The organism is Paenibacillus guangzhouensis (genome assembly GCF_009363075.1).
Classification (GTDB): Bacteria; Bacillota; Bacilli; order Paenibacillales; family Paenibacillaceae; genus Paenibacillus_K; species Paenibacillus_K guangzhouensis.
In genome coordinates this window covers 3950924-3964533 of record NZ_CP045293.1, presented here as the reverse complement: position 1 = coordinate 3964533, position 13610 = coordinate 3950924, and the positions used below count along the sequence as shown (strand labels likewise).

The following is a 13610-nucleotide window of genomic DNA, read 5'->3' as shown; positions in this document are numbered from 1 at the left end:
GAGCAAATCAATGAAGAACAACAATCGCAACAAGGTGAGCAACCAAAAGTTCAATGCAGAATTCGCAAGCGAAACAGCTGGCGCAGCGAATAATAACTTGGACTCCGCACGTGCAGCAAACGCTGCGGCACGCGCGAACAAAGCTAATTTCGATACGGAATTCGCGAGCGAAGCAGCAAACGATTCTAGCGCAGCATCTGCTAATGCAGCAGCACGTGCGAATCGTCAAGCGTCCCGTGCAAATGCGGATGCTGACGACCTATAAGACAGATGGATTCCGAAGAGGACGCGAGAGCGTCCTCTTTTCTATGGAATAGATGATATTTTACTTTTTGTGGAAGTGCACTCCGTCTCGAGACCGATATACAATTCAACCCGCCGACGCTGTTCAATGCCATTGACATCCTGTACACTAAGACTAGATTAAAGAGGTAGTTCAAAAAGTCATCATTTGATCACGAAGCCATTCATGAAGCAAAATCGACATCGAATCTTGCGTTCACCTTCGAAGAGCATATGCTTACGGAGTATGTTTCCCCTGAAAACATTTCAGGTACTCATTTAGGTTTCGCCTAAACTCCGTTCCTCCTAAAAGTTTTTCAGAGAAAAACTCGCTACGGAAGCATGGCTTCAGGTTCTCGCAACCTTCTCGGTGCTGAAATGCCGACTTTTTGAACACGCATTTAAAGAAGATCGTGTGGAGGCGTTGAATATGCATTCAGGATTTGGATCTCGATTGTTTGGAGGGCTTATCCTTGTCGGAATTGGTGTAGTGTTCTTATTGAATCAGATGGGTTATGTTCACATCGATATTGGTTATGTGATACGCACATATTGGCCTGTCATCCTGATTCTCGCAGGACTGAAGAATGTGGTGTCGCACAAACATCATGAATATGGACGTTCGGTCTCGTTTGGGAACGTCGTACTCATCTTAATCGGTGGATATTTCCTAGCGCGTAATCTAGATGTGATTCATCTTTCGGCCGGGGATTTCTTCCGTTATTTGGTACCTCTGATGCTCATTCTCATCGGACTGTACGTCATACTTAAGCCTCGTCGCTCTTACAAAAAACATGATCCGCACTTTCATATCCCGCCGGAGCCGTATGGGATGACACCGCCGCCACCGCCACCTCCTCCAGGAAGTGAGTCGCCGAAATCGACGTGGAAAGAAGATTTCGAGTTCGGATGGCAAGGTAACGCGGTGAATAAATCCGGGTTCATCGGAGATCTTCATATGGGTTCAGAGTTCTGGGAATTGAAGCCGATGAACATCTCGCATTTCATTGGCGATACCGTGCTTGATTTAACGAAGGCGCATATCCCTTATGGAGAGACGCGAATCAATGTATCGTCTTTCATCGGTGATGTGAAGGTTTATGTACCTAATGATATTGAGGTTGGCGTCGCCGTCTCTTGCAGTGCTTTCCATGGCGATGTGAAGCTGCTGGATCATTTCGAGAGCGGATTTATGAAGAACATTCGACAAGAGACACCTTACTATAATGAGGCAAGTAAAAAAGTACGTATCATCGTGAGCACATTTATCGGTGATGTCAAAGTGAATAAAGTAGGTTAAATCATGATGACGCGCATATTGCAGAATTCAAAATGGGGATTACTGATATACTTTGCACTCTCCAGTGCATTCAGCATCGTCGCTGTGCTGCTTGGTATCTTTCGATATGAGGGAATGTTAACCGATTTTCGATTGTGGGTGGGTTATTTATTACTTATCATTATCCTATGCACAATCGTTGGTTATGCCGTAGCACAGCGGATGCAGCGTCGTATTGATGCCATTCATGACAGTATGCTTCAAGTCTCAAGGGGGAATTTATCCGTTCGAATTCGGCGGACAGAGGACCCCTCTTTTGCACGTCTGTACTATGAATTCAATACGATGGTGGATAGCGTTGAGAAGAAAATGAAGCTGCTGCAGAAGCTTGGAGAGCAGCAGGTGATGCAGCTGGAAATGACAACGGAGTCTGCGGTATCAGAAGAACGGAAGCGTCTGGCTCGCGACTTGCATGATACGGTTAGTCAACAATTATTCGCCATTCACATGTCGGCGTCATCCCTCCCGAAGGTGATGGAGATCGATATGGAACGCGCGAAGCTAGTTATGGATCAATTAATTCAAATGTCGTATTTGGCGCAGAAGCAAATGCGAGGGCTTATCGCACAGTTAAGACCGATCGAGCTGGAAGGGAAGTCACTGTCCGAGGCGCTGGATGCATGGTTCCCCGATTATTGCCGTCATAACGGGTTGCAGGGCACCAAAGAACTCGATCTTCACGAACCGATCTCGGAAGCGAAGGAACACCAGATGTTCCTTATTATCCAAGAAGCGGTCGCAAATATCGTGAAGCACGCTTCTGCACAACGTGTGACGCTGAAGCTGACCGAACGGGAAAGCCAATATATATTATCTATCAATGATGACGGGCGAGGATTTAATACGCAGACGTTGAAGCCTGGCTCCTATGGACTTCATACGATGCAAGAACGTGCTGAGAAGCTGGGCGGACAGGTGGATATTATGAGCACACCAGGTGCTGGGACGACCATTCGTGTATACATGCCGAAATTCGAAGAGGAGACGAAGATCGATGGAGAGAATTAAAGTATTGATCGTGGATGATCATGAAATGGTACGGATGGGATTACGCACGTATTTGATGATTGAACCAAAGTTCGATGTCATCGGGGAAGCAGGCAATGGACTCGAAGCAATCGCTGCCTTGAAGCAAGGATTTGCTGAAGGACTGCCAGATGTTATATTGATGGATCTGATGATGCCAGAGATGAACGGTGTTGAAGCGACAAGAGAGATTATGCGTGATTTTCCTGGCATGAAGATCATTATTCTAACGAGTTTTCTGGAAGATCGCCAAGTGGTGGAGGCCGTGGAAGCAGGCGCGGTGAGCTACGTGCTAAAGACCGTCTCTGCGGATGAACTTATCTATGCGCTGCAGGGCGCTTTCCGGGGGATGCCTGTCATGACCGGCGATGTCTCCCAAGCGCTGACCCGTGGAATCCGGCAGCGTACTACGCAAGGAGAATCCGATGGCCTCACGGAGCGCGAGAAGGAAGTGCTCCTCCTCATTGCAGAAGGAAAGACGAATAAAGATATCTCGGAAGAGCTGCATATCAGCATCAAAACGGTGAAATCCCATGTCAGCAACCTACTGATGAAATGCGAGATGGAAGACCGGACACAGCTCGCGATTTATGCCCATCGCAAGGGGTGGGTAAGTGCCTAAAAGGCAGTCGCCTAGGTTTTATTTTCGTTTAAATTGTTTTTAAGGTTGGTTTAAGGTTTATCGTTCATGATAATGACTATACAGAGCAGCTAATTTAGCATTGGAGGTCATTCGAATGAGTGAAGAAAATAAACGCAATGATAACGAACGATTATTCGAAGAACATAACGATCATGAGTCGAAAGAAAATCAAGACAAGCAAGAGCAGTCATCCTCGTATTATTATTCTTACGGACCGTTCAAATCCGTACCAAGCGAAGTAACGGGAAATGATGCAACGGCATCGAACGGCGGGATGGCTTCCGAAGTTGAAGTCACACCTCCAGATCCGATTAAAGCAGCGCCAACGCGGTCCTACTATTCACAGGGCATGGAACTGAAGGCCGGTAACGTGGATTTCGCGAACTACAGTAATGGCGGTAGTGGAAATGGTACGATCGGCGGGAACTGGCAAGTGAACAATCAAGCACCTCCGAAGTCATCGTTCAAGACGGTGTTCATCTCCTTCTTGGCTGGGATGCTTGTGATTAGCTCCTTAATGTTCGTCTCGGATCGCTACAACTTATTCACGGGTAGTACGAACGGATCAGAAGGTTCGAGTTCATCTAGCGGCAATGCCGTTACGACAAGTGCGAATGTGAATACTGCACCGCTTGAGCGTCCAGGTGACATTACGAGCATTGTGAAGAGTGCAAGTCCTGCGGTTGTTAAAATCGAGACCTATGTCAAACAGAACAAAAGACAAAGCAACAGCAATCCATTTATGGATGATCCGTTCTTCCGTCAATTCTTCGGAGATGGCAGCGGCGGCGGATCCAATCAACAACGTCAGAATGGTAATAGCGACGCGTTAATCGAAAATGGATTAGGTTCAGGGTTTATTTTCGACAAAGAGGGATATATCCTTACGAACCAACACGTGATTGCAGGCGCGGATCAGATCAAGGTCGTCTTGGAAGGGCATGACAAGCCTTATGTTGCGAAATTGCTCGGTTCAAGCTTCGACTTAGACCTTGCCGTACTAAAAATTGAAGGGGCAGATTTCCCGACGATCAATATCGGTAACTCGGATCAAGCTCAATCTGGTGACTGGCTCGTTGCGATCGGGAACCCGAACGGCTTCGACCATACGGTGACAGCTGGGGTGTTAAGCGCGAAAGAACGCTCCATTAGTATTCCGGACCAAGAAGCTGGCAAGACGCGTGAGTACAAACATTTGATTCAAACGGATGCTTCTATCAACCCAGGGAACTCCGGCGGACCATTGCTCAATATGAACGGTGAAGTCATTGGGATGAACGTCGCGGTTAGTGCAGACTCGCAAGGCATTGGGTTCGCCATTCCGGCGAAGACTATCCTAGAGAATCTGTCGAACCTCAAAGCGAACAAGGAGATTCCTCAAGAGCCTGTTCCGTTCATTGGTGCGACACTCGCGACGATGACAGATGATATTGCGAAGCAGCTGAATACAGATAAAGTGGAAGGATCGATTGTGACGCAAGTGTACTACCGTACGCCTGCTTATGAAGCTGACCTTCGGGCTTACGATATCATTACAGGGATCGACGGCAAGAAATATGCGACGAATGAAGCGTTGATCGAGGCGATCCAACAGAAGAAAGTCGGCGATGAAGTGACGTTCAATATCGTTCGGAATGGAAAAGCGATGGATTTGAAAGTCAAGATCGGCGACAAAAATAAATATAACGCAAATGGTAACCAATAAAACGGGTTAGGAAGGAAGCGGAAGGCATGAACACCTTCTTGCTTCCTTTTCGCATGAGACAGGGGGATCGAGCGATGAGGCAGCGGATATTGATTGTAGATGATGATGAGAAGATTATTTCGATGCTCCGGCGCGGGCTTGCTTTTGAAGGATATGAAGTATTGACCGCATCGAATGGGGAGCAGGGATTGAACAAGATGATGGAATCCGAACCGGATCTCGTCGTTCTTGATGTGATGATGCCGAAGGTGGATGGCTGGGAGGTATGCCGCCGGATTCGTGAAGCAGGCAGCTCGGTGCCGGTACTGATGTTAACTGCGAAGGACGATATTAAGGACCGAGTGAAAGGCCTCGATAACGGAGCGGATGATTATTTGGTCAAGCCGTTTGCGCTGGAAGAGTTACTCGCGCGTGTTCGTGCATTGTTGCGACGCAAATCCAGCGAGACCGAAGTCGAATCTGTATCCAGGCAAGTCGTATATGAAGATCTCGTGCTCGATTTAGACATGCGTCAAGTGATTCGCGATGGCCATACGATTGAGCTCACAACGAAAGAGTTCGAATTGCTCCATCTGTTCATGCTGAACCCGAAGCGGGTGTTAACACGCGACATGATCATGGAGAAGATCTGGGGTTATGATTTTAGCGGCGAATCGAATGTACTCGAAGTGTATGTAGCCATGCTGCGGCAGAAGACCGAAGAGTTCGGAGGTAAGCGAATTATTCAGACGGTGCGTGGCGCGGGCTACGTGCTGCGAGGTGATTCGTAATGTCGATTCGGCTTCGGCTTACAGCATGGTATGCTTCCATTCTCGCTGTAACATTCTTTCTCGTTGGTCTTGCGATCTATTGGTTCGCGGATCAGAGCATTTATGGCGGCATGCGGGATAAGATTAACAAGCAAGTTGAAGTGATGCGGGTTACGGCGGATTATAATTTTTTGGATGGCATCGACTTAAATGTGGGCGGTAAAGGCTTCGAAGAGGAGATGTACGCCCAATTCGTCAATTACGTGAACGGTACGATCAAAGTGACGCCGAATCTAGGAGGGATACAATTCCCGTATCCGAAGTCAGCGGATAAAATCAAATCCGGATTCAAGCATATCACCGTGGAAGGCCTACCATTCTACGTCTATGAAATACCGATCAATATAAAGAATAAGGGCGAAAACAAAACAATCGGCGTCGCCACGATCGGAGTCTATACCGGGAAAGAGATCTTATTCTTCACCCAGCTCAAAAATATTCTAACGCTTGTCTCGATCACGATGGTCATTATCGCATCGACGATCGGTCTCTTCCTTGCTCGTAAATCTCTGCGTCCGATCGAAAATGTCATTCGAGCAGCGAATCAAATCCAGCGGGGGTCGGATCTTAGCGTCCGTATTAAGCGAACCGGTCCGAACGATGAGATTGGACAGCTGACTGATACCGTCAATGAGATGATCTCGCGGATGGAAGTTTTCTACCGGGAACTCGATGAATCTTATCGCGCGCAGCGCCGATTCGTATCAGATGCCTCACATGAGCTGCGCACGCCGTTGACGACCATTCGAGGGAATGTCGATCTGCTCGAGAAGATGTGGGGACCTGCAGGAGAATTAGAGAGCAAGCATATCGATGAGGCGATGAAGAAAGAGATGTCGCTCGAAGCGCTGCAGGATATTGCAGGCGAATCCAGACGGATGTCGCGGCTGGTGAACGACCTGCTCGCGCTAGCTCGCGCGGATGCGGGTGTGATCATGGAGAAAGAGCCGATTCACATGCGCCCGCTCGTGGATGAAGTTATTCGCCGCGCCCAGTTCCTGCCTAGGACAGCGGAGTGGATCACGGGCGATTTGTCGGCCTTGGATGCCATCGGAGTGAACGGGCACAAAGAATATTTGCAGCAGATGCTCTTTGTCTTTATCGAGAATGCATTCAAATATACGCCGGAAGGCTCGGTTACGATCGATGCCGTTCGTCACGACGAGCAGATCGGAATCCGCATCAAGGATACGGGCATTGGGATGGATCGGGAACAAGTTCCATATATCTTTGACCGGTTCTACCGCGCGGATGAATCGCGTGGCATCATTGCGGGAACAGGGCTTGGGTTATCGATCGCCAAGTGGATCATCGATGAGCACTATGGTTCCGTTGAGGTCGTCACGGCCGTGGAGAAAGGATCTACGTTTATCATCTGGCTTCCTATCGTTAGTAGCTTTCATCCTACCCTTGAATAGAGTATAATTAAATTTGATATACACTATTTGTGCATGTAGATAGAAAGCAGGTGCAGCATGGAGGTTGTCAAAATTTCACCGCGTGGGTATTGTTACGGGGTGGTCGACGCGATGGTACTCGCGACACAGACAGCGAAGAATCTGGATTTACCTCGTCCTATATATATATTAGGCATGATCGTACACAATCGTCATGTGACGGATGCGTTTGAGAAGGATGGCATCATAACGCTTGATGGAGAAAACCGTCTAGAAATTCTAAGTCAAGTGGAAAAGGGAACTGTGATCTTCACAGCGCATGGTGTATCGCCAGAAGTTCGCCGTATTGCACGGGAGAAAGGGTTAACGACGGTGGACGCGACCTGTCCGGATGTGACGAAGACGCATGATTTAATACGCGAGAAGGTCGCAGAGGGGTATGAAGTGGTCTACATTGGCAAGAAAGGGCATCCTGAACCGGAAGGTGCGATTGGCGTTGCGCCGGAACATGTTCATCTGATCGAAAGAGAAGAAGAAATTGACCAGCTTGAACTTTCAACAGACCGTATTATTATTACGAATCAGACGACGATGAGCCAATGGGATATTAAACACATCATGAATCGCTTGATCGAGAAATTCCCTCGTGCTGAAATTCATAATGAGATTTGCCTTGCAACGCAGGTGCGGCAGCAAGCTGTAGCCGAGCAAGCGGGTGAGACGGATCTGGTCATTGTCGTAGGTGATCCTCGCAGCAATAACTCGAACCGCCTTGCGCAAGTATCAGAGGAGATTGCAGGCGTGAGAGCGTACAGGATTGCGGATATTACGGAGCTCAATCGAGAGTGGTTGGCAGGGGTTCGTAAAGTAGGTGTCACCTCGGGCGCATCAACACCGACACCGATTACCAAAGAAGTGATCGCATACTTGGAACAGTATGATGCTGATAACGAAGCAACCTGGCCTATCGTACGAACGGTGAATATGGATAAATTATTGCCAGCCGTTCGTGGCAAGTCGAGCTAAGGAACCGGGCGCATGTCCAACCGGAAATCATCCTGGCTTAAAGGTGTCGGGCGATGGATGAAATATAAGTACTTGCTGCTGATCCGCGCTCGAGGCGGAGGGGCAAAAGTAGCGAAAGGCTTCTCGATCGGTCTTGCCATTGAGATGTTCACGCTGCCTACGATGGGGCTGGCATTCTTTTTGATCTTCCCCCTCGTATACATTCTGCGAGCAAGCTTCGCGAGTGCGCTGATCGGATTCGTATTCGGGAAGATCATTTATATCCCGATCTCCTTCCTGAATGGTATGGTTGGGGGGATGCTGCTTCCGAAGCGTGTTCACATTCATATTCCTTACGTTCCGGAATGGATTAATCGGTTTATGATGTATAATGTGAAGCTGATTGTTGGCGGTATTGTGGATGGTATTATCCTTGGACTGATTATGTATCTACCTGTGAAGTGGATGATCGATTACGCTACGCATAAGCGAAAAGAAAAACGAAAAACACGCAGGCTGCAAATTCACGGATAACGTGAATTGCAGCCTTTTTTTGTCCATCGATGAAAAAGGGGCGATCAGTTGGCAACGGTCCGCTGTGGTTCCTCGAGCTGAATCCGTGTTCGTGCGCGTGCGCGGGATCGTGATAGTCCGAGTGACACCGCTGCCGTTCCTGCAGCAATGGTCACACCAGCGGCGCCGATCCAACTGATGGAAGAGAGCGAAATTTGCTCAATAGCAAAGCCGCCTATGCCAGCGCCTGCAGCCATGGCTAACTGAAGTATCGACGTATTCAAGCTAAGCATGATCCCAGAGGCTTCGGGGGCTAGCGAGATAAGATAATATTGTTGCGTTGGCCCTGACGACCAAGCAGAGAATGCCCAGACCATGAGCAGCGGGAATACCGCGACAGCTGATTGCGCAGAGATGGATAACCCGATAAGGACGATCGCATGGATCAACATCCCGCTAATCAGCGTGCGGGCAACGCCCCATTTGTCGGTGCTGAAGCCACCAAACTTCGAACCGATCAGACTTGCGATGCCAAATGCAAATAGCCCGATACTGACGCCTTGTTCATTCAACCCTGTGATTTGTAGCAGGAATGGTGAAATGTACGTATAGACAATAGAGTAGCCGAGTATCCAGAAGAAGGTGATGGCTAAGGCAATCGCAATTCGTGGTTGTCTTAGGAGGGTAAGCTGTTTGCGAAGAGGAACAGGTTCTTCCCCCGATGTTGATGGAATAACATAGCTAATTAAGACGATGGCGAAGATACCGAGAAGTCCAATGCCTCCGAAGATGAGCTTCCAGTCATAGGCGGAAGCAATGACCCTACCAAGGGGGACGCCGATGATCAAGGAGGTGCTGAAGCCCATGACCAGGGTGGCAATGGCGCTTCCTTGCCGGTCCGGCGGTGCGAGCTTGGAAGCAACCGTTAAGGACGTGACGACGAAGACGCCGGTGCTAAGCGCTGAGATGATGCGAGATGCAATGAGAAATCCGAATCCGGGGAGGATGGCGGCAATGGCATTGCCAATGACGAATATGCTCAGGGAATAGATCAGCAGCTTTTTCCTTTCCATACGTGCCGTCACCGCCATGAGGACGGGCGTTCCAAATGCAAATGCCAGCGAGAAGACGGTAATTAATTGTCCGGCTGCAGCGACGGAAATGCCTGTATCCGCTGCGACTTTATCGAGAATCCCTGCAATAATATTTTCTGATGTACCAACGAGAAAGCTGACAGCGGCTAATATATAGATTTTCCAAGCATTTGACTTCACAGTGATGCTCCTCTCCACTCTCACGAGCTATTAATTTTATATTTCTAAAAATATAGAAATAACAACAAAAAAAATTATACGAGTAAAAACGGTGCGTACTTCTGCGCGACTTCGCGGTTCACGCGATAGTAAATATAGGTTCCATCTTTGCGGAGCTCCAATAGACCGGCATCGGTCAACAGCTTCAAATGATGCGACAGAGTTGAACCAGCAACGGATTCAAGTTTGCCTTTGATGTCCGAACAGCATAAATTCTGTTCATCGACCAGCAGCATAGCGATTTTGAGCCGCGTAGGTTCTCCGAGAGCTTTGTATACTTTGACCGCTTGACGTGCATCTGCGTTTTCTTCGAACATACTCAATTCACCTTCGTTGTTTGTTGTTATTTCTATATCTATCGAAATTAAACCACAACTTTCCTCGGAAGTAAATATGTTATTTTCTGAAAAAGCGTTTGCATAAAATAATTGTCTGAATCGTCTTGACGGGCATCACGATTGGCCGTATAATTGCTTTAACGTATAAAAGCTTAAAAGCGTATAAGCGTTGAAGTGTGATAGTGGAATAATGACAAATCGAATGTCGATAGATAATGATAAAATTGAGGAGTGTTGAACATGATTGCAATTACATCGAATAAAACGTCGGAAGCCCGTGTGAATGAAATCGTTAAAGTGATTGAGCAAGCTGGTGCACAAGCCCATATCTCCCGCGGTGTAGATCGTACGGTGATCGGGATTATTGGACAATTCGAGCCGAAGCTCGCAGAGCATTTGCGTCAGATGAAAGATGTTGAGAATGTTATCAAAATCTCGAAGTCCTACAAACTCGCAAGCCGTGATTTCCATCCGGACGATACGATCATTGAGATCAAAGGTGTGAAGATTGGCGGGAACAACCTGACGATTATGGGCGGACCTTGTGCCGTTGAATCACCTGAACAAATTGACGAGATTGCTAGACTTGTGAAGTTAGCAGGCGGTCAAGTCCTACGCGGCGGCGCATTTAAGCCAAGAACAGGCCCTTACAGCTTCCAAGGCATCGGCGTCGAAGGGCTGGTCATGATGGCGGAAGCAGGGAAGAAGCATGGATTATTGACGATTACCGAAGTCATGACACCAGATACCGTTGATATCTGCGCAGAATACGCGGATATTCTCCAGGTAGGAACGCGTAATATGCAGAACTTCGATCTGTTGCGCAAGCTTGGAGAGTGCAATACACCTGTCCTGCTGAAACGCGGATTCAGCGCAACGTATGATGAGTTCCTTAATGCAGCGGAATACATTCTCGCAGGCGGGAATCCGAATGTCATGCTCTGTGAACGCGGTATTCGTACCTTCGAGACCTACACACGGAACACGCTGGATCTAACGGCGATTCCTGTCCTTCAACAATTGAGTCACTTACCTGTTATTTCGGACCCTAGCCATGGCACGGGCCGTCGTGAATTGGTAGAGACCATGTCGAAGGCATCTGTGGCTGCTGGGGCGAACGGGCTGATCATTGAGATGCATACAGACCCGGACAATTCGATGACAGGCGATGGCGTGCAGTCACTCTTCCCGGATCAATTCGCGAATCTATTGAAAGACCTAGAAAAGCTAGGCGCATTAATGGGCAAAACATTCGACACGGCGAAGGCTCCAGCGGAAGCATTCGAATCGTGGAAAGTTGTTTAATTTCATTCATATCTGAACCAGGCCACTGCGGTATCGCAGTGGTTTTTTGTTTTAAATTCGGGACATTTGCACTTTATAACGAATGATTTGTACTATGTCACATTACCTCACATAAACTTCAAAAAATACCTGACATGAGTATTGACGATGCTCCGACTCAGGCATATAATTACTTCAACAAAGAAATGAAAGTTGAACATTCACAAGTGGAAACCCGATTAATGTTCGGGAATGGGAGGAATTAAGGATGTCAGTTCAAAGCGTATTAGACCTAATTAAGCACAACAATATTGAGTGGGTAGATTTCCGTTTCGTGGACCTTGGCGGTCGCGCACATCACATCTCGTTGCCTGCTTCTGAAGTAGAAGATGAGACATTTGTGAACGGCGTAGCTTTCGATGGTTCATCAATCCCAGGTTTCCGCGGCATTGAAGAGTCGGATATGGTGATGATGCCAGATCCTGAATCCGTATATATTGATCCATTTACAGCACATCCTACATTAATCGTGATGTGTGATATTCATACACCGGATGGCGTTCGTTACGAACGTGACCCGCGCAGCATCGCACAGAAGGCTGAACAATACATGCAGACAACAGGTGTGGGTACGGCAGCATTTTTCGCACCTGAATCCGAATTCTTCATCTTCGACGAAGTGCGTTATGAGAACTCCATGAACAGCTCTTCCTTCTATGTGGATTCCGAAGAAGCTTCTTGGAACACGAACCGTAAAGAAGACGGTGGTAACCTAGGCTTCAAAGTTCGTACGAAAGGCGGATATGTGCCTGTAGCGCCTGTCGATACACAACAAGACATCCGCAGCGAAATGTGCCGTTTGATGACTGAAGCAGGTCTTCGCATCGAGCGTCACCACCACGAAGTAGCGACAGCGGGTCAAGGCGAGATCAACTTCCGGTTCGACACATTGACGAAGACAGCGGATAACTTGATGAAATACAAATACATCATTCATAACACAGCGAAGCAATATGGCAAAGTGGCAACATTTATGCCAAAGCCATTGTTCGGCGACAACGGTAGCGGTATGCACGTTCACCAATCGATCTTCAATGGCGATACACCTTTGTTCTATGAAAAAGGCGGCTACGCGAACTTGAGCGAAATGGCGCTTCATTACATCGGGGGTATCCTGCATCACGCACCAGCATTGATCGCACTTACGAACCCAAGCACGAACTCCTTCAAACGCCTTGTTCCAGGCTATGAAGCGCCAGTGAACTTGGTATACTCCAAAGGTAACCGTTCGGCAGCAATTCGTATTCCAGTTGCAGCTGTAACACCAAAAGGCTGCCGCATTGAGTTCCGTACACCGGACTCTACAGCGAACCCTTACCTTGCATTCGCAGCGATGCTGATGGCGGGTCTTGATGGTATCAAACGCAAAATCGATCCATCCGTCCTTGGCTATGGACCGTTCGATAAGAACATCTATGAGTTGTCCGATGCGGAGAAGAAAGAGATTCGCAGCGTTCCAGGCACGTTAGACGATGCTTTGAACGCGCTAGAAGCGGACTACGAATTCTTGACAGAAGGCGGCGTATTCACGAAAGATTTCATCGAAAACTACATTGAACTTAAACGCGGCGAAGCGAAATCGGTCAACATCCGAATCCATCCGCAAGAATACAGCCTATACTTCGATTGCTAATCTAGAGCGCAGTTCCTGCCTCGATCCAGTTCCGGATCGGGCAGGAATTTTTTGCTGTTTCCATAACAATTTTCACTTGATGGAACCCTATATTACTGCTATCATTACCGTAACTATTGGATTGAGAGGGATTAATCGAGGAAATCTCGCCAAAAGACGAACGATCGCTAATATTGCTGGTGTTACTGCCAACTAGAAGCAGGCTTCCGGTGGTTGATGAAAGCCAAGCTTCTATTCTGGCAACTAAATATAGATAGGGCAGG

The 13610-nt window shown here is 47.9% G+C and carries 13 protein-coding genes; 11 read left to right on the top strand and 2 right to left on the bottom strand.

Translation table 11 applies throughout. From position 1 onward, the window contains the following. The first annotated feature begins 10 nt into the window (after positions 1-10). The 9 genes from GCU39_RS17760 to GCU39_RS17720 all read left to right on the top strand — a co-directional run bounded on the left by GCU39_RS17760 (position 11) and on the right by GCU39_RS17720 (position 8740). Positions 11-265 (top strand): hypothetical protein, encoded by a 255-nt coding sequence (locus GCU39_RS17760; protein ID WP_152394741.1) that lies wholly within the window; start codon positions 11-13, stop codon positions 263-265. Between the two features lie 447 nt (positions 266-712). Further along, positions 713-1582: a cell wall-active antibiotics response protein LiaF gene (gene liaF, locus GCU39_RS17755; RefSeq protein WP_152394740.1), complete on the top strand. Its 870-nt coding sequence runs from the start codon at positions 713-715 to the stop codon at positions 1580-1582. Positions 1583-1585: 3 nt separating this feature from the next. Further along, entirely contained in the window at positions 1586-2629 is a 1044-nt protein-coding gene (locus tag GCU39_RS17750) for a sensor histidine kinase (protein WP_152394739.1), read from the top strand. After that, positions 2616-3269 (top strand): response regulator transcription factor, encoded by a 654-nt coding sequence (locus tag GCU39_RS17745; protein WP_152394738.1) that lies wholly within the window; start codon positions 2616-2618, stop codon positions 3267-3269. The genes GCU39_RS17750 and GCU39_RS17745 overlap by 14 nt, the downstream gene beginning before the upstream one ends. A 115-nt stretch (positions 3270-3384) precedes the next feature. Beyond that, the gene (locus GCU39_RS17740; protein ID WP_152394737.1) at positions 3385-4995 is read left to right on the top strand and encodes a S1C family serine protease; all 1611 of its coding nucleotides are present in this window, start codon (positions 3385-3387) and stop codon (positions 4993-4995) included. Positions 4996-5069: 74 nt separating this feature from the next. Then, positions 5070-5765 carry a response regulator transcription factor gene (locus GCU39_RS17735; protein ID WP_152394736.1) on the top strand — a complete coding sequence of 232 codons (696 nt, stop codon included), beginning with the start codon at positions 5070-5072 and terminating at the stop codon, positions 5763-5765. Further along, positions 5765-7222, top strand: a complete 1458-nt coding sequence (locus GCU39_RS17730; RefSeq protein WP_152394735.1) for a sensor histidine kinase — start codon at positions 5765-5767, stop codon at positions 7220-7222. Before GCU39_RS17735 ends, GCU39_RS17730 begins: the two co-directional genes overlap by 1 nt. Positions 7223-7279: 57 nt before the next feature. Then, positions 7280-8227: a 4-hydroxy-3-methylbut-2-enyl diphosphate reductase gene (locus GCU39_RS17725; protein ID WP_152394734.1), complete on the top strand. Its 948-nt coding sequence runs from the start codon at positions 7280-7282 to the stop codon at positions 8225-8227. A gap of 12 nt (positions 8228-8239) precedes the next feature. Further along, positions 8240-8740 carry a DUF2062 domain-containing protein gene (locus GCU39_RS17720; protein ID WP_152394733.1) on the top strand — a complete coding sequence of 167 codons (501 nt, stop codon included), beginning with the start codon at positions 8240-8242 and terminating at the stop codon, positions 8738-8740. A 44-nt stretch (positions 8741-8784) separates the two neighbouring features. Here GCU39_RS17720 and GCU39_RS17715 read toward each other — a convergent pair whose 3' ends face one another. Beyond that, positions 8785-9993, bottom strand: a complete 1209-nt coding sequence (locus tag GCU39_RS17715; protein WP_152394732.1) for an MFS transporter — start codon at positions 9991-9993, stop codon at positions 8785-8787. Positions 9994-10067: 74 nt separating this feature from the next. Then, positions 10068-10349, bottom strand: a complete 282-nt coding sequence (locus tag GCU39_RS17710; RefSeq protein WP_152394731.1) for an ArsR/SmtB family transcription factor — start codon at positions 10347-10349, stop codon at positions 10068-10070. Between the two features lie 261 nt (positions 10350-10610). Here GCU39_RS17710 and aroF point away from each other — a divergent pair, with 261 nt between their 5' ends. Continuing rightward, a complete protein-coding gene (gene aroF / locus GCU39_RS17705; protein ID WP_152394730.1) occupies positions 10611-11675 on the top strand; it encodes a 3-deoxy-7-phosphoheptulonate synthase in 1065 nt (354 codons plus the stop codon). A 247-nt stretch (positions 11676-11922) separates the two neighbouring features. Beyond that, positions 11923-13347 (top strand): type I glutamate--ammonia ligase, encoded by a 1425-nt coding sequence (glnA, locus tag GCU39_RS17700; protein WP_152394729.1) that lies wholly within the window; start codon positions 11923-11925, stop codon positions 13345-13347. The last annotated feature ends 263 nt before the right edge of the window (positions 13348-13610 follow it).